The organism is Brevundimonas sp. UBA7664 (assembly GCF_002483305.1).
GTDB lineage: Bacteria > Pseudomonadota > Alphaproteobacteria > Caulobacterales > Caulobacteraceae > Brevundimonas.
On record NZ_DLHQ01000065.1, the window covers coordinates 20,050 to 37,278 of the forward strand.

Below are 17,229 nucleotides of genomic sequence, written 5' to 3' on the forward strand. Positions count from 1 at the left end.
GCTTCCGGAGACATGCTCTCCTGCTGAGCGTTTGGATCCGTCACTGCGGATTCTCCCAAACGAGCCGCGAGCCGCTCAGGAGGTAGCGTTCCCCTGACCGGGGGCAGGTAGCCGAGCCCTCGCCCCGAACGGGCAGGTCCAGCTTTTCTCCAAAGGCGCTCATCCAGCCAATCTGGCGAGCCGGAACTCCAACCATCAGGGCGAAAGGTTGGACGTCCCGGCTGACCACCGCCCCCGCCCCGACGAAGGCGTACTCGCCCACGGTGACTCCACACACGATGGTGCAGTTGGCGCCGAGGGTCGCGCCCTTGCGCACCAGGGTTTCACGGTATTCGTCCTTGCGCTCGATCAGGCCGCGAGGATTGTAGACATTGGTGAACACCATGCTGGGGCCACAGAACACCCCGTCCTCCAGCGTCACGCCGTCATACACAGAGACATTGTTCTGGATCTTGCAGCGATCGCCGATCGTGACCCGGTTGCCGACGAACACGTTCTGGCCCAGCGACACATTGCGGCCGATGCGGGCGCCGCCGCACACATGCACGAAATGCCAGACACGGCTCCCCTCTCCGATCCGGGCGCCGTCGTCGACGATGGCGCTGGGGTGAACCGAAACGGACACTAGCGCGCGCCCCGCACGAAGGCGTGCATTTCGCCCGTGGAGACAACCGGCGCGGAACGAATGGTCGAGACCGTCTCGATCGCCGCGCGATTGTCGTCCAGCCCGAAGCCGCGACCGGCCAGGATGGCGTCGTAGGACCGGGTGTGCAGGTCGGTGAAGCCGTCGGAGAATTCGATCTCCTCGCCGTCGGCCGTGATCGAGCGATAGGTGCGCTTGCCCTTCGCCCGCTCGGCCTCGGGCACGTCGTTGACATCGATCGACAGGAACCAGCGCACGCGAGCGCGCTCATACTCGAGATACCCGGCCGCCTTCGTCGGTTCGTTCAGATGGACGACGTTCTGCTGCAGCGCGCCGTAGAGAAAATGCAGCATGTCATAGAAGTGGACGCCGATATTGGTGGCGATCCCGCCGGACTTGCGCTCGTCGCCCTTCCAGCTCTGCAGATACCAGTGCCCCCGCGAGGTGATGTAGGTCAGGTCGACCTCGGCCTTGCGGTCGTTGGGCCCCGCGAGGGTCCGCTCGCGCAACGCCTGAACCGCGGGGTGAAGCCGCAGTTGCAGGATGGTGCTGATGCGACGGCCCGTATCCCGCTCCACCTCGGCCAGGCCGTCCAGATTCCACGGATTGAGGACCAGGGGCTTCTCGCAGATCGCGTCCGCCCCGGCCCGCAGCGCGAACCGCATATGGGAGTCGTGCAGATAGTTGGGCGAGCAGATCGAAACGAAATGGATCCGGTCGTCATCGCCCCGTCGGCGCAGCAGGTCGATATGCCGGTCAAAGCGCTCGAACTCGGTGAAGAAGTCCGCCTCCGGAAAATGGGAGTCGAGAACGCCGACCGAGTCATTGGGATCGAGAGCCGCGACCAGCTTGCCGCCGACTTCCTTGATCGCTGTCATGTGCCGGGGCGCGATATAGCCGCCAGCCCCGATGAGAGCAAAGTTCTGCATCTGCGGCTTCACTGGTTTTTTCTCTATAGTCTGATGTCGGACTGGCTGGCGTCGAAGATGTGCTTGAGATCATAGATCACGGCGCGCTCCTTGCCGAGCGCGGCGACCGCCGCCGGTCCCATGTCCCTGAACTGGCTGTGCGCGACCGCGACGATCACCGCGTCATAGGCGCCCGGTTCGGCCGCCCCGGCGAGTTCGATCCCGTACTCGCGGCGCGCCTCGGCGGCGTCGACCCACGGATCATGGACCTCGGCCGCGACCCCGTAGCCGCGCAGGGTCTCGATGATGTCGACCACCCGGGTGTTGCGCAGGTCGGGGCAGTTCTCCTTGAACGCCAGGCCGAGGATCAGCACCCGCGCCTTGCTGACGTCGATCCCCTTGGCGATCATGGCCCGCACCAGCTCGGAGACGATGTACTGCCCCATGCCGTCGTTGATGCGTCGGCCCGCCAGGATCACCTCCGGGTGGTAGCCCACGGACTGCGCCTTGTGGGTCAGATAGTAGGGGTCGACCCCGATGCAGTGCCCCCCGACAAGACCGGGCCGGAACGGCAGGAAATTCCATTTGGTGCCCGCCGCCTTCAGGACCGCCTCGGTGTCGACGCCGAGCTTGTTGAAGATGATGGCCAGTTCATTGACCAGGGCGATGTTCAGGTCGCGCTGGGTGTTCTCGATGACCTTCGCGGCCTCGGCGACCTTGATAGAGGCCGCCTTGTGCGTGCCGGCCGTCACCACCGCGCGATAGAGCCCGTCGACGAAGTCGGCGGCCTCGGGCGTCGAGCCGGAGGTCACCTTCATGATGGTGGCCAGGCGATGCTCGCGGTCGCCGGGGTTGGCCCGTTCCGGGCTGTAGCCGGCGTAAAAGTCGGAGTTGAATGTCAGGCCTGACACCCGCTCCAGCACGGGCACGCAATCCTCCTCGGTCGCGCCCGGATAGACGGTGGACTCATAGATCACGACATCGCCCCGCTTGAGCGCGCGGCCCACGGTCTCGCTGGCCTTGATCAATGCGCCCAGGTCGGGCCGCTTCGCGGCGTCGATCGGCGTGGGCACGGTGATGATGAAGACGTTGCAGTCCGCCAGATCCGCCGGATCACTGGACAGGCTCAGCCCGCTCGCCGCGGCCAGCTCTTCAGGATCGACTTCCAGGGTGTGGTCCTGGCCGCGGCGCAGTTCCTCGATCCGCGTGGTGTTGATGTCGAACCCCACGGTCGGCCAGCGTCCACCGAAGGCCACGGCCAGCGGCAGACCGACATATCCCAATCCCAGGACGGCGATCCTGGCTTCATCAAGCCTCAACAACTGGCATTCTCCGTCAAAACTCATGGTGGTCGGGCCCGGTCAGGAGCGGACCTCGTTCGAGGGGCCGGACCGCGGGGCGACTTCCGGCCCGCGCGGTGCATCCGGAGCACCCGCCTGTCCCCGAATCCCGTGGATCGTCTCGGCCACCCGCAAGGTCAATTCCGGTCCTCGCCCGCTCTGGGCAAGGGCGATCAGATCTTGCAGGCGGTCCGTATCCAGCCCGCAAATCCGGCCGCCGGCCGTTACTTCCAGAATGCCGTCTATACAGGGCCGGGCGTCCTCGCCAGCGTCAGCCAGCTCCTCGGCGATCTTCTCGCCCGCTTTCAGCCCGGTGAATTCGATCTTGATGTCGACATCGGGCGTTCTGCCCGACAGTTCGATCATCTGGCGGGCCAGGTCGGCGATCTTCACCGGCTCGCCCATCTCGAGCAGGAATTTCGACGGGCCGTCATCCGCCCGGCCGGCCTTGAACGCCGTGCTGTGCAGCACCAGCTGCACCGCCTCCGGTATGGTCATGAAGTAGCGGTTCACGTCCGGATGGGTGACCGTCACCGGCCCTCCCCGGGCTATCTGGTCCCGGAAGATCGGCACCACGGACCCGGCCGAGCCCAGCACATTGCCGAAGCGCACGGTGGACAGTCGGGTCTCGCTGTCCGGGGCCATTTCGAGCAGGGTTTCCGCGATACGCTTGGTCGCCCCCATGACATTGGCGGGATCGACGGCCTTGTCGGTCGAGATCAGCACGAACTGCTCGGCCTTGGCCGAGGTCGCGGCGCGAACAACATTCCAGGTGCCGTAGACGTTGGTCAGAACCCCTTCCGCCGGGTTGTTCTCGACCAGGCTGACGTGTTTCAGCGCGGCGGCGTGAAAGACCAGATCCGGGCGCTCCTGTTCAAAGACTTCGCGGACGCGGGCCTCGTCGCGCACATTGGCCAGCACGGCGCGACGCGTCATCGCGGTCTTGACCCCGCCGAGCTCACGATCGATTTCGAACAGCAGGAATTCCGAGTGGTCCAGCATCGTCAGGTGAGCACATCCCAGGCTCGCCATCTGACGGGCGATCTCCGAACCGATGCTGCCGCCCGCTCCGGTCACCAACACCCGCTTTCCGGCCACCAGCGCCCGGATCGGCGCGGGATCGAGAGAAACCGGCGTGCGCGGCAGGAATTCCTCCAGCGCTATCTCGCGAAGACGGCTGCCGACGTCTCCGTCATCCATGTCTGCAATCGGCTGGGGGCGCAGAAGGGCGACGCCGGCCCGCCGCAACCGCCCGATCCGTTCGGCTGAAATGCCGAACTCGCCGACCGGATCGTCAACAAAGAGGATGGCGGGTTTAACCCGGGCGTCGCGGAACCGCGCGTCGATCAGACTCTCGAGACGATCCGGAGAGCCGACGCAGGGCGTCCCGTGCAGCTGGAGCCCCTGTTCCTGGCGATGGGGGGTAACGACCGCAACGGGCCAATAGGGCGCGGCGGGATCTCCCAAAAAGTGCCGGACATGGCGCTCGGCCTCGGCCATGCTTCCGACGATCAGCAGGGGCGTGCCAGTCCCGGAACGGGGTCTCCACCAGGACGGCAGCATACTCACCGCGAGCGAGCGGTCGTGGGCGAGGCGCCACGCCAACCGCACCCCGACGAGCAGGAGGAAGCTGAGCAGCCAGGCGAGCGGGAGCACCGAACGCGGCAGTTGCACGCCCCGGTCGAGGAAGAAGATCGTCAGAACGAAGAGAATGGCGGTCAAGGTCATATTGCGCAGCAGCGCCATCGCCTCGCGGGCCGAGATGAACCGCCACGCGCCCCGTTCCGTCTGTGAAACGATCTCCACCAGCCCGGCTATTCCGGCGTAGAGCGCACCCCACCGCAGCACCCGCAGCGCATCCGGGCTTTCAAACCACCAGACGACAGGCAACGCCCGCCGCAGCTCATAGGCCAGCAGGAAGGCGCAGAACACCAGTACAAGGTGGGTGACGAATTTGGCAGCCCGGTTCACGATCGCTCTACTGGCCATTCTTGCGGGTATTCGGACTTCAGGAAGCGTCGCGACAATCCGTCATCGCAAACCCTGCCCCCAACGACCGGTGCGATCGCATAGTCGATGATATTTGGGAAGGTCTTTAGTTTAAATGGTGAATTGTGTACGACATTTCGCTTGGCTTGCCTCGTGAGCCGGTCGCCATATCATCACCTGCTGCGTCGCGGGGACCGGGTTGACCGTTTCCTCGCCATGATGGACAAGGCAAGCGCTTTTGCCGGCGGGCCTTCTACTCTGAAATCCCTCTGGCGCCGTGCCCGCTGCTACGGCGTTCAGCCGTTGTAATTCAATGTTGCCGAGGTCCCTTCGTTCATGATGCGCGCCCTTTCGCTGCTGCCGGCACTCGCGGCCTTGTTTCTCATGGGCTGCGGCGGCCCCAGGATGGACCTGGCCGAAATGACCGCCGCTGAGCCTGCGGACATGCAACGGGTCGAGGTCGGTCCCACGGGCTCTGTACAGAGCGAATACCGCATCGGCGTCGGGGACAAGATCAATGTGCGCGTGTTTCAGGTTCCGGATCTGTCCTTCGACGCCCTCGTGATCGATACATCCGGCAACGTACAGATGCCGTTGATCGGCGCGGTTCGTGGATCAGGAAGAACGCCCGGAGAAATGGCCGCGGACATCGCCGCCCGCCTGTCGACCCAGTATCTCCGCGACCCGCAAGTTACCGTCACCGTGACCGAGGCGGCCAGCCAGAAGATCACGATCGACGGCGCCGTGACCAGGCCGGGCGTGTACGAAATGCGGGGCTCGACGTCGCTGCTCCAGGCCGTGGCCATGGCCGAGGGACCAACAAGACTTGCGGACCTGAGCAAGGTGGCGGTGTTCAGGACCATCGACGGACGACGTTCGGTCGCGCTCTTCGACCTCGCCTCGATCCGGCAGGGCCGGGCGGAGGATCCCCAGGTGTTTGGCGATGACGTGGTCGTGGTTGATATATCGCGTCTGAACTCCGCCTTGCGGGAGATCCTGGGGGTGGTTCCCGCGCTCTCGATCTTCCGACCCTTCTAGCGCAAGGTCTGCCGCAGTCGGCGGCCCAGGATGGTCTCCCATCGGACCGGCCCCAAAGGGTAGGAAGCTCTCGCTCGAATTTCGTGTGCGCGACAACGGGCTATGAGATATCAGCCCGGAAGTATTTTAAGCGGTCGCAACCGCATGTATGTGACGGATGGCAATGATGCTGGGCGACAACAACTTCGCTGGGGAACGCGGGCGACGCCTCCGAGACCAGTCTTGGGGCTCGGACGAGACCACGTTCGCTGGCGGGGATCCGGCCTGGACCCAGCCGGGTCACGAGCAACCAACCGTGGATCTGGCGGCCATCTGGCAGCTGGCGCTCAAGTATCGTTTCCTGATGATTGGCTGCTTCCTGGCAGCCTTGGTCGTCGGCACAGCCGTAACGCTTCTCACGACGCCGCTCTATACCGCCCAGGCTACGCTCCAGATCGATCGCGAAGCCGCGCGCGTGTTCAACACTGAAGAGGGCACGTCGGACACGCTTCAGGGCATGGAGTTCTTCGAAACCCAATACGGTCTTCTGCGCAGCCGCTCCCTCGCCGAGCGCGTGGTCGAGACGCTGGGACTCGCAAGTTCGAACGAAGCGCTGGCATCACTGGGCGTCGAGGCGCCGGCCGCCGGCGGGACCGCCGCCAGCCAGGCCGCCGCTCGCCGGGCCGCGGCCGTCAAGGCGCTTCAGGCCAATCTCAGCGTCTCGCCGGTTCGAAGCTCCCGCCTCGTCGCTGTTGGCTACGATAATCCGAACCCCGGAGTCGCTGCCCGGATCGCCAACGGCTTCGCCGAGAACTTCATCCAGGCAAACCTCGATCGGAAGTTTGAAAGTTCGGCCTACGCCCGTGAGTTCCTGGAAGAGCGGATCGCCCAGACCAAGGAACGGCTGGAATCCGCGGAACGACAACTGGTCGCTTATGCCGCCAACCAGCAGATCATCAATGTCGCCGAACCCGGGGAAGGCGGCGAGAGCGGCGCTTCGGGATCGCTGACGTCAAGCAATCTGGTCGCGGCCAACACCGCCCTTGCCCAGGCCAGGGCCGCACGGGTCGCCGCCGAGGAGCGCTGGCGCTCGGCGCGGGGCGTAAGTCTTATGGCCCTGCCGGAAGTCCTGCAGAATTCGACAATCCAACGGCTGACCGAGCAGCGCGCCCTGCTGGAAGGTGAGTACCAGCAGAAGCTCAGCCTCTATCAACCCGACTATCCGGAAATGGTGCGCCTGAAAGCCCGGATCGAAGAGGCCGACAGCCAGATCCTGACGATCGCCGGAAACATCCGCACATCGATCCAGAGCCAATACGAGATCGCCGCCAACCAGGAGCGATCGCTCCAGGCCGCGGTAACGGGCCTGACGGGCGATGTTCTCGATCTGCGCGACCGTTCGATCCAGTACAACATCCTGCAACGGGAACTGGACACGACCCGTACGCTCTACGAAGGCCTGCTGCAGCGCTACAAGGAGGTCGGGGTTACCGGCGGCGTGGCGTCGAACAACATCTCGATCGTCGACCTCGCGACACCCCCCCAAACCCCGTCCAAGCCCGATTTCCTGCTGAACATCGCGCTCTCGGCGCTTCTGGGCCTGGGCTTGGGCGTCGTGGCGGCCTTCCTTCTCGAGGCCCTGGACGAGAGCGTCGCCACGCCCGACGACGTGGAGACCAAGCTCGGGGTTTCTGTCCTCGGAGTCGTGCCCCTGCTGGAAAAGGGACAGACCACATCGGATGCCCTGGCGGACATTCGATCCGGGTTCTCCGAGGCCTACTATTCTCTTCGGACCGCACTCCAGTTCTCCACTCCGGACGGGGCTCCGAGCAGCATGCTCGTCTCCAGCGCCCGTCCGGCCGAGGGCAAGTCGACCACGGCCTATGCCGTCGCCCTGAACCTCGCGCGGGTCGGCAAGCGGGTGCTTCTGGTCGATGGTGACTTGCGCAATCCCTCGATGCACCGGGTGATCGGCGTCGAGAATGAGCGCGGCATGAGCAATCTTCTCTCGGGCTCGGCGGAACTGGCCGCGGTCGTGCAGCGGACGCGGGAGGAGAACCTGTTCTTCATCCCCTGTGGGCCGCTGCCGCCCAACCCGGCCGAACTCTGGGGCGGCGACCGCCTGCGCCAGTTCCTTACCGAGGCGCGCGGCAATTTTGACCATATCGTCTTCGACGGCCCGCCGGTTCTGGGCTTCGCGGACGCCCCGCTGCTGGCGGCGGCCGTTCAGGGCGTCCTCTTCGTCCTCGAATCCCGCGGCACCCGCCGGGGTCAGGCGCGGGGCGCCCTTCGGCGCATACAGGTGGGTCGCGCGCACCTGCTCGGCGCCGTCTTGACGAAATTCAACGCCAAGTCGACGTCCTATGGCGGCTACGACTACGCCTACGACTACCACTACGGCGCCGAACAGGCCGGGAATGACGCCAGGAAGGGCGATCTGGGTTGAGGGACAAGGCGGACAAGAGCGCCGCCCCGGAACGACGCAGCGTTCGCGCCGCGGATATCGCTTCCTATGTCCTGATCGCCGGCGCTGTGGTGTTGGGCTGGCAGATCGTCATTCAGCCGCTCATCCAGCGAGCGCCGGTCGAGGCGGCCATCCGCCTTGCGCCGGGATCACCGCTGGCCTTGCGCCGCGCGGCGGAGTCGGAGCTGGCCGCGGGCCGAAACGAAAACGCCGCCGCCCTGGGCCGGGACGCCCTGGGCCGGTCTCCGTTCGACGTCAGGGCACTGCGGGTCGTCGGCCTGACCGAAGCACGGGCCGGCCGCCTGGACCAGGCGGACGATCTCCTGACCCTCGCGGGAAACTGGAGCCTCCGGGACGATCCGGCTCACGCCTGGCTGGTCGAACACCGGCTGCGGCAGGGGGACTATGTCTCCGCCTTCGCCCACGCCGACACCCTGGTGCGGCGGCGGCAGGATATTCAGCCTGAAGTGTTCAGCCTGTTCACCCTCGCGGGCGTACAGGATCCGCAGCGGTCGCTTCCGGTCACGGCCGATCTGCTGGCGGCCAATCCCCCTTGGCGGGCAGCCTATCTCGCCAGCCTGGACGAAAAGCCCGAGGACCTGCAGGTCCAGATGAACCTGGCGGCCCTGCTGCAGGAGAGCCGGGCGCCTTTGTCGAATGCAGAATTGCATCGGCTGTACCAGGTCCTGGTCCGCAAGGGACTGTTCGACGCCATTCGCACCTTACGCGTCCGGCTGAACCGCCCGGCGGCCGGTTCGGCGGTGACCAACGGCGACTTCGCGGATACCGCGGCGCCGGAGCCCTTCCAGTGGCGGCTGGTACAGAATGCCGGCGTCACGGCCGAGATCGCGATCGACGATCTTGGGCCGGCCAATCCTGCCCTGCGGGTAGAATACGACGGCTACTCCACAGCGCGGATCGCGGATCAACTGACCTTCCTGCCCCCCGGTCCCCATCAGTTCATCATCGAGGTCAAGACGGAGGACGGCGATCCGGCGACCCGGCTGGCCTGGACCCTGACCTGCGCCCCCGGAGGCCGCGCGATCGCCTCGGTGCCTGCCGGAGATGCGAACGCGACCCGCAACGCCTGGGCGACCGTTTCGGCTCGAATTGTCGTTCCTGGCGACTGTCCTGCGCAATGGCTCAGGCTGGAGACCCAGGCCCATGACAGGCGCTCCCCGACGGTCGCCTGGTTCGACCGGATCAGAATATCTCCCGAGGGCTGAAAAGCCGCTCTGGCCCCGGCTTCGTTCAAGGGCAACAAGCCTGCCTTGAATCCATATTGATTTTGAAACCTTCGCCGCCTATACACATTCTCGATAACTCGCGGGTCAGCCCGTACCAATGACCTGATAAGGGGATTTCGAATGCGTAAGACCATCGCTGCCGTCACGGCAGGCTTGCTGCTGGTGGCCGGCCAAGCCGCCGCCGCCAACACCTCCGCCGATGCCCGCGTGGGTGACCGCGTCGGTGCCCGTGTTGGTGCCAGCTCGGACTTCCGCGGCATTCCGATGCCCGTCCTCCTGATCGGCACCTTGGTGCTCATCGGTGTGATCACCGTCGCTTCGGACGACGCTTCGGAAAGCCCGTAAGCCTCAATCCGGTTCACGCCGTGGTCACCAAACCGTTGACATAAGGCGTGCGGATCAAGATTTGGAAGGGCCAGTGGGATTCTGTCGCGATCGCGGCGGTGATTCTGCTGGCCCTTTCGTTTGTTTTCGGCGGCGCCAGCCGTGAACACGCCCTTCGGCTGGCCCTCGTCGAGCTCGCCGCCCTTCCGGTTCTGGTGCTTGGCGCCGGACGGTTGATCAAGACCGGGCTCTGGCGCGAGCACCGATTCGCCCTCGGCCTGATGGCGGCGGTCGTCGCCCTTCCCCTGATACAGTTGATTCCACTCCCGCCCGCGGTGTGGTCCGGTCTGCCGGGACGGGACCAGATGGTGCTGGCCCTGCGACTCGCCGGCATTGAGCCGGGCTGGAGTCCGCTAAGCCTGACTCCCGACAAGACCTGGCAATCAGTCCTGGCGCTCACGCCTCCCTTCGCCCTCTTCATCGCCATCCTGTCCCAGTCGCAGATTCAGCGAGAGCGGCTGGCTCGGATCTGCGTCGCGGCGGCCGTCGCGGGAATTCTTCTGGGCGCCGCCCAGCTGGCCAGCGGAAGCGACCGCCTCTACCTGTGGAACACGACCGGGGGGGGATTGATCAACGGCTTCTTCGCCAACCGCAATCACCTGGCTTCCTTCTTCCTGATCGCCCTGCCCTTCGCCATCACCCTCGAGGCGGCGACGCTCAGGCGGAAGGATCGGCCCACTTCCGCCCTCTGGTTTGGAGCGTTGTTCGCCGGTTTGGTGGTGGTCGCCCTGGCCGCTGTACGATCGCGTGCCGGCATAGTCCTGTTCGCCCCGGTGATGGCCGCCAGCATGCTGGCGGCCTGGATTGCCGCCGGACGCCGTCGGCCGGGGCCCGGGCTCCTGGTCCTGGTCGGGGCGGTCGGCGCGGCCCTGACCATCGTCGCGGTTCTGGCCCTGCCGCCCATCCTCGCCCGGTTTGACACGGGGGGAGCGAGTGAACTGCGCTTCGAACGTTGGCCGCTCGTCGCCGAGACCGCCCAGACCTACCTCCCGCTCGGATCGGGCATCGGCAGTTTCGACCCGGTCTACCGGTCGGTCGAACCCCTCAACGAACTGGACGGCAGTTACTTCAACCAGGCGCACAACGAGTATCTGGAGACCTGGCTGGAAGCCGGCTGGCTCGGCGCGGGCCTGATCGTGGCCTTCCTCATCTGGTACGGCCGACGCTGCTGGAGCGCCTGGCGGGCCCCGGCCTCCCGGGAACGCGATCTGCAACGGGCGGCCAGTATCGGTATCGGAGTCCTGCTCCTGCACTCCATCGTCGACTATCCGCTGCGAACCGTGACGCTGGCTGTCGTTTTCGCGATGTGTTGCGGCCTGCTGGAGCTTGCGAAACGACCAGACCAGCCGCCGGGCTGAGCCATGGTGCCCGTGTGTGGCGCCCGCTGGCCTCTCCTGTGGCAGGCCACCGTCCTGTTTAAAGCTAGCTGACCGGCAGGCCCTCACCGCTCTCGCCCGTCAGCCGTTCCCTGCGCACGACGATCCCCGCGCCGTCCGCCGGCACGAACTCTTCACCCCCGTATCGGGCCGTCGGGGTCCGACAGGCGCCCACGGCCTGCAGCAGAACCCGCTCACGCCCCTCAAGCCTCAGCGCACTCAGCACCCCGGAGTCATAGGCCTTGGTGTCGATGCCGATGCGCCGATGATCCGCGTGCACGGCCTTTGTCGGCGTGTGCCCGTGCACGACCACCTGTTCGAACCCCGTCCGGCTCTCCAGAAAGGGCTGGCGGATCCACATCAGGTCCTCGGACATCTGCCGATCCAGCGCCACCCCCGGTCGCGCGCCCGCATGGGCGAAGAAATAGTCGCCCACCGTCACACTGAGTTCCAGATCCTCAAGGAAGGCGAGTTTCGGTTTCGTCAGCTTGTGCCGCAGGTCCGCCGCCACGCGCTCCCAGGCCTCCGTCCGGTGCGCCAGCTCCGGAACCCGCAGGCCCCAGGACTGAAGCGCACGGTCGCCGCCGTATTCGCACCAGCGCGCGCCCTTGGAGGGATCCTCGAGGAATTCGAGCATCGCCTGCTCGTGATTGCCCTTCAGGAACCGCCATTCGACGCCCTGCGACCGGGAAAGCCCGGCGAGCAGGCGCAACACGCCGCGGGAATCCGGACCGCGATCGATGTAGTCGCCGAGGAAGATCACCATCTTCCGGTCCGCCCGGCTTGTGTGCAGGTCCGCCACCATCGCCTCCACCAGCGGGAGAAGCAGATCAAAGCGGCCGTGGATGTCGCCCACGGCCCAGACCACCGTTCCGTCCGGAACAGCCGGCGCCGTCGGCGCCGTCACCTTGGGTTTGGGGCGGAAAAACTTTGAAATCATGGTCTCTGTTGCGGGTTGAAAGCCTGTGCTGTCGCGATCCGCATGACGCGTCCGCCCCTATAGCAATGATGTCGTGTCGCCAGTAGGGCGAGGCGGGGGGAGCAACGGATCGAACCCGGCCGCCGCCGTTCCGGCCTGCGCCGTTGTGCTTCCCGACCGGAAAAACCCGTTCAATCCCCCCGCTACGCCCCGACAACCGATCTTAACCGCGCAAGCGCCTCTGGCGTTCCCGGTTGCGCAGACATTACCAAAGTGTAAAGGTTCAGAACCTCGGGAAGGGAGGGTTTGCCATGTCTGAATTTCAAACCCGCGGCCACGCCGCAGACGCCGCCTGGTTGGCGCGACCGTCACGGCCCGCCGGTCTGTATGGCGAACTCCCGGCCCTGCCCGCGGAACTGCCCCGCACGCTCGCGGCGCTGAACCGCAAGTCGGCGCGCAAGGTCAACCCGGCGGACTAGTCGCCCCGGACCGTGCGACCGGACAATCCCGCGATTTCAGGGACGGCGCCCAGCGTCTCCCTGAGCTGACGGCTCGCCGCCACGATATGATAGAGCGAACTCGCCGGCGCCGGATCGCTGTCGAAGACGCCGTCGACCCCAAGCCTGTCATGCCAAAGGCCGCTCGGCTTCAGGTACAGGCCCAGTCCCTGCAAGGCGGCGCGGGCGCTGGCGAGCAATCGCTCCCGTTCATCGCCCTCGGCGCATTCCGCGAGGATCAGGGCCGCCTTCAACCATTCCGTCTGCGGCCACAGGCGCGCGCGCGACGACCGGGGTTGCAGATCCTCGTCCAATTCATCAATGGCTACACCCCGTACTGCGTCGAGCCCCCGTTCGCCGCAGGCGAACAGCCGCCTGGCGGCCTCCACCGCCCAGGCATCGCCCCGCAGCCGCCCCCAGCGGGTCAGCAGCCAAGCCCATTCGAACTGGTGCCCGGGCTCGACCAGTCGCCCCGCCTCTCCCTCGGCGGGCCGCCAGTCCTCCGCGAAAAACTCCCGCAGAAAGCCGCCCCCGGCGTCGATGAAATGCGCCCGCGCCAGGCCGACGATGGCGTCCGCCGTCGCGGTCCAGGCCCCGTCAGGTTCGAGCGCCTCCCAGGCCAGAACCGCCTCCAGCAGATGCATGTGCGCATTGGCCTGGAAGGGGCGCCCCCCCGGCTCGCGCCAGCCGCCCTGGGGCAGGCGCAGGGTCTCCAGCGCAGCCAGCGTCCGCGCGGCCGTGCGCCTCTGCCGGTCGCCGTCTATCCCGGCGGCCGCGGCGGTCGCGGTCGCCAGCAGGACAAAGGCCTGATCATAGAGCGACGCGGTGTCGTCGAGCGTCGCGCCGTCGGCCGTCACCCGGGTCCGGTAGAGCCCGTCCGGCCGCAGGTTGGTCGCCTCGAACCGGGCCAGACCCCGCTCGACGAGCGGGGCATAACCCTCGCCCCAGCCCCATTCGAAGCCGAGACTGAAGACATAAGCCTGGCGCGCCTGCACCCGGGCGCGACGGAAGTCGCCGACCGCGACGCCGTCCTCGTCCAGCGCCTCGACGAACCCGCCGTCGGCGCCGACCCCCAGCGCGCCCCACAGCGGCAGGGCGCTGAGCTTCAGCCACCGGTCGAAGTCGCGGACCATGTCGGTCAGGGAAACCCCCTCCTCCGCGCCGCCGCCCGGTCCGGCGCGCTCACGCCGACCCAGTTCCTCAACCAGGCCCTTCACGGCCTGGGCGTTTGCGAGGTCGCACACCAGAACCGCGCCCGGTTCGGCGACGATGGCCAGGTTCGAGACCCCTGCCGTCGCCACGACCATGCCCGGGGCGGCGCGCACCAGACAGCCGGGGCTGGCGTCGGCGACCCACAGGCCTCGCGCCGCCGTTCCCGTGGCCGCCACAGCATCCCACGCGCCGAGGTCCGACCATTCGAACCGGGCCGGCAGGACCCAGATCCGGTCGCTCCGCTCCATCACCGCATAGTCGATCGAGATCTTCCTCGCCTCGGCGAAGGCCGCCGTCAACGCATGGACCCGGCCCGCGCCGGCCTCAGGCAGGGCCGCGGCGACGGCGTCGACAATGTCGGGCGCGAACGCCCTGAGTTCGCCCAGCAAGGTCCCGACGGGGGCGATGAAATTGCCGCTGTTCCAAAGATAGCCCTCGGCCAGATAGCGCTCGGCATCGGCCCGTCCCGGCTTTTCCACGAACCGTTCGACCGGTGACAGACCGGCCGTCCGGGGCTGGATATAGCCATAGGCCGAGGTGGGCGTGGTCGGCGCCATGCCGAGCGTCACGATCCGCCCGGGGCCGGCGGCCGCGATGGCCTCGGTCACCACCTGCTGAAACGCCGCCGCATCCGGAATATAGTGGTCGGACGCCACGAACACGGCCGTCGCATCCGGGTCTTCCCGCGCGATCCACAGCGCCGCCGCCGTCATGGCCGGGGCGGAATCCCGTCCCGTGGGCTCAAGGATCAGTTCACCCTCGACGCCCAGCGCCGCCAGCTGATCCTCGACATACCGGCGATGAGCGTGGCCGGCGATCACGACGATCCGGCCGCCCTCGGCCAGCGGGGCGACCCGGCGCACCGTCTGCTGGAACAACGACAGGTCGCCGATCAGATCGATGAACTGTTTGGGCCGGGACGGGCGCGACGCGGGCCACAGCCGCGTTCCGGCGCCGCCACACAGGATTACGGGATAGATCGCCATCGCCGGATTCGTTCGCCCCGTTCCGTTCAGCCTCCCCGCCGCCCCCGGGAGGGGCGGCGGGTCGGAGTGATTCTGCGATCCTAGAAGGTCGTCCTCCAACTGCCCATCATCGTATAGGCCGGCGCCGCGGACCGGATGTGCCGGTCGTCGCGCGTCATCACCGCCCTCAGGTCCAGCCAGGAGCCGTCCGGGAGCTGGTGCAGGCTGCCCAGCGACATGTCGATCTGACGGCCGCTGGGGGTGGCGGAGAACCGGCGCTCCGAAAAGGTCAGCGGATCGAAATAGCCGACCGGCGCATCGGCCAGCCAGGCGCTGAACGTCCCGCTTTCGACCCGGAGTGGTTGGCGGATCGACCAGGTCAGGCTGCGGCAGCCAAGGCCGATCTGATCACAGAAGGTCGTCAGGCCCAGACTCCAGCTTGAGCTCATCAGCGCTTCGGACAGGCCGAGGAAGGCGCCGGAAACATCCGATCGCGCCCACCCCATCTCGGCGTTCAGGAACAGGTCGTCGCGCAGGGTCGCCTGTCCGGCGACCGAGCCGAAGGTGGTCGAGCTGGGCAGGGCGAGACCCGAATCCAGCGGCGCATAGGATCCCAACGGCCCCAGCTTCTCGTCCAGCCCCCCGATGGCGAACCTCATCCGGACGGCGGGCGAGGCCTCCCAGCTGGCGACGAAGCGGGCGTAGCGCGAGACCTCGGGCTCGCGGGCCTGGAATGGCATCGCCCGGTCTCCGGCGCCGGTGTCCGCCGACAGGGTCAGGGCGCCCATGCGGACCGATCCAAGCCAGGCCTGGTCGACCTGGGCCAGGGACGCGAAATTGTCGCCGGCGCCGAGCTCAAAGGGTGACCGGGCCCCGTTGCGGCCCTGCCAGTGGGCGACGGCGCCTCTGCCGTTGGAGAACTCCACCAGTACGTCCTCGCGTCGGCCGTCATCCAGCCACGGGGTGATGACGCTGGTCGCGGCGGCGAGATCGTAGCCGCTGTCGTCCACGACAGCGCCGGTGGTCAGGGTCAGGGAGCCGCCGAACATAGCGGGCGCGACTAGCGTCGCCTGCCGGCGCGCGGCCGGGGGCGCGAGCGGGGCCGGGGTCCGCGGCGCGACGCCATAGGCGCCGCCCAGATTGACGCGGAACAGCCGTTCATAATCGTCCCGGCCGACGGTCTGCAGCCCCCCGGCGCGCTGGAGGGCGTCGCCGAACGCGCCACCGGTATAGGCGAAGCGTTGCGAGGTCAGCTCCACGGTCGTTCCGTCGCCCACCGGCACACTGGTCGCCCCGACCGGCTGGAAGGCCTGTGCGATGTCGAGAAGTCCGCGACCGTAGACGGCGTCCACGCCCGCCAGTCCGGCGTCGCGGGCCGTGTCCAGAAGGATGGCCACCGCCTCGCTGCCGGTCAGATTGGGGAAGGCGTCGAGCAGCAGCGCCAGGGCGCCGGCGACCGCCGGGGCCGAGAAGGAGGTGCCGTTGACGCGAAAGCACGAGGCGCCGTCGCAGCCGGTCAGGATATCCACACCCGGCGCGCTCAGATAGACCGCCTGCGATACGCCGGCGCGGTTCGAGAAACCGGCCATGAGCTCGGCGTTGTTGTGCGCCCCCACCACGATGATGCTGCCGGCGAAGCGGGGATCGGAGGCGTAGCGACCGGGCCATTCGGGGCTGGCGCCGCTGGCGTTGCCCGAGGCGATGGTGAACACGATCCCCGCATTGACCGCGCGCTGAAGCGCCGCCTCGAACTGGGCCCCCAGCGGCCCGTCGCCGCCCAGCGACATATTGATCACCTGGACGTTGTTGGCGACCGCATAGTCGATCGCCCGGGCCAGGTCGGAATCGAGGAAGCAGGAATCGTCGTCGGGATCATCGCAGTCGGCGATGTCGGTCCGGATCGACAGGATGGTGGATTCATAGGCCACGCCGATCGTGCCGTAGTCATTGTAGCCTGACGCAATGACGCCGGACACATGGGTGCCGTGGGTGTCTCCGCCCTGCGGCAGGTTGCGACCGGGGATGATGTCCGTTGAAGCGGGCGAGATTCGGCCGACCAGATCGTCGTTGTCGAACCGGACACCCGAGTCGATGACGGCGACGGTGACGCCCGCGCCTGTCGCGCCCTCGGTCCATGCGGCGATCGCGCCGGTGTTTCCGACGCCGTAGTTGCGCAGATACTCGGCGGACGTCGGCGACGGGACGCCCGAAGGCGGCGGCGGCGGTGGAGGAGGGGGCGGGGGCGGGGTCGGAGGAGGCGGCGGGGGG

General features: G+C 67.1%; 13 protein-coding genes. 6 read left to right on the plus strand and 7 right to left on the minus strand.

Translation table 11 applies throughout. The features are described from left to right. Positions 1-40 precede the first annotated feature (40 nt). From B2742_RS15445 to B2742_RS15460, 4 genes are read right to left on the minus strand one after another with little or no spacing between them, the layout of a single operon-like run. Positions 41-625 (minus strand): acyltransferase, encoded by a 585-nt coding sequence (locus B2742_RS15445; protein WP_292068068.1) that lies wholly within the window; start codon positions 623-625, stop codon positions 41-43. Beyond that, positions 625-1,572 carry a Gfo/Idh/MocA family protein gene (locus B2742_RS15450; RefSeq protein WP_292068070.1) on the minus strand — a complete coding sequence of 316 codons (948 nt, stop codon included), beginning with the start codon at positions 1,570-1,572 and terminating at the stop codon, positions 625-627. Before B2742_RS15450 ends, B2742_RS15445 begins: the two co-directional genes overlap by 1 nt. Positions 1,573-1,595: 23 nt before the next feature. Further along, on the minus strand, positions 1,596-2,873 hold the full coding sequence (gene tviB / locus B2742_RS15455; RefSeq protein WP_292068073.1) for a Vi polysaccharide biosynthesis UDP-N-acetylglucosamine C-6 dehydrogenase TviB: 1,278 nt from the start codon (positions 2,871-2,873) through the stop codon (positions 1,596-1,598). A 39-nt stretch (positions 2,874-2,912) separates the two neighbouring features. Next, positions 2,913-4,862, minus strand: a complete 1,950-nt coding sequence (locus B2742_RS15460) for a polysaccharide biosynthesis protein (RefSeq protein ID WP_292068076.1) — start codon at positions 4,860-4,862, stop codon at positions 2,913-2,915. A 438-nt stretch (positions 4,863-5,300) separates the two neighbouring features. Between B2742_RS15460 and B2742_RS15465 the strand changes: the two genes are divergently transcribed. The 5 genes from B2742_RS15465 to B2742_RS15485 all read left to right on the plus strand — a co-directional run bounded on the left by B2742_RS15465 (position 5,301) and on the right by B2742_RS15485 (position 11,350). After that, the gene (locus B2742_RS15465; RefSeq protein ID WP_292068078.1) at positions 5,301-5,918 is read left to right on the plus strand and encodes a polysaccharide biosynthesis/export family protein; all 618 of its coding nucleotides are present in this window, start codon (positions 5,301-5,303) and stop codon (positions 5,916-5,918) included. Positions 5,919-6,213: 295 nt separating this feature from the next. Next, the gene (locus B2742_RS15470; RefSeq protein ID WP_292068080.1) at positions 6,214-8,343 is read left to right on the plus strand and encodes a GumC family protein; all 2,130 of its coding nucleotides are present in this window, start codon (positions 6,214-6,216) and stop codon (positions 8,341-8,343) included. Further along, positions 8,340-9,587: a hypothetical protein gene (locus B2742_RS15475; RefSeq protein WP_292068082.1), complete on the plus strand. Its 1,248-nt coding sequence runs from the start codon at positions 8,340-8,342 to the stop codon at positions 9,585-9,587. Before B2742_RS15470 ends, B2742_RS15475 begins: the two co-directional genes overlap by 4 nt. Positions 9,588-9,728: 141 nt before the next feature. Next, positions 9,729-9,953 (plus strand): hypothetical protein, encoded by a 225-nt coding sequence (locus B2742_RS15480; RefSeq protein WP_292068084.1) that lies wholly within the window; start codon positions 9,729-9,731, stop codon positions 9,951-9,953. 47 nt (positions 9,954-10,000) lie between these two features. After that, positions 10,001-11,350: an O-antigen ligase family protein gene (locus tag B2742_RS15485; RefSeq protein ID WP_292068085.1), complete on the plus strand. Its 1,350-nt coding sequence runs from the start codon at positions 10,001-10,003 to the stop codon at positions 11,348-11,350. 64 nt (positions 11,351-11,414) lie between these two features. Here the strand turns inward: B2742_RS15485 and B2742_RS15490 are convergent, their stop codons facing one another. Then, on the minus strand, positions 11,415-12,308 hold the full coding sequence (locus tag B2742_RS15490; protein WP_292068086.1) for a metallophosphoesterase family protein: 894 nt from the start codon (positions 12,306-12,308) through the stop codon (positions 11,415-11,417). A 290-nt stretch (positions 12,309-12,598) separates the two neighbouring features. Between B2742_RS15490 and B2742_RS15495 the strand changes: the two genes are divergently transcribed. Next, the gene (locus tag B2742_RS15495; RefSeq protein ID WP_292068087.1) at positions 12,599-12,766 is read left to right on the plus strand and encodes a hypothetical protein; all 168 of its coding nucleotides are present in this window, start codon (positions 12,599-12,601) and stop codon (positions 12,764-12,766) included. Here the strand turns inward: B2742_RS15495 and B2742_RS15500 are convergent. Continuing rightward, positions 12,763-14,982 (minus strand): AGE family epimerase/isomerase, encoded by a 2,220-nt coding sequence (locus B2742_RS15500; RefSeq protein ID WP_292068088.1) that lies wholly within the window; start codon positions 14,980-14,982, stop codon positions 12,763-12,765. The two genes, B2742_RS15495 and B2742_RS15500, sit on opposite strands and share 4 nt — an antisense overlap. A gap of 80 nt (positions 14,983-15,062) precedes the next feature. Next, a partial coding sequence (locus tag B2742_RS15505) for a S8 family peptidase (protein WP_349681140.1) occupies positions 15,063-17,229 on the minus strand: 2,167 nt, incomplete at its 5' end.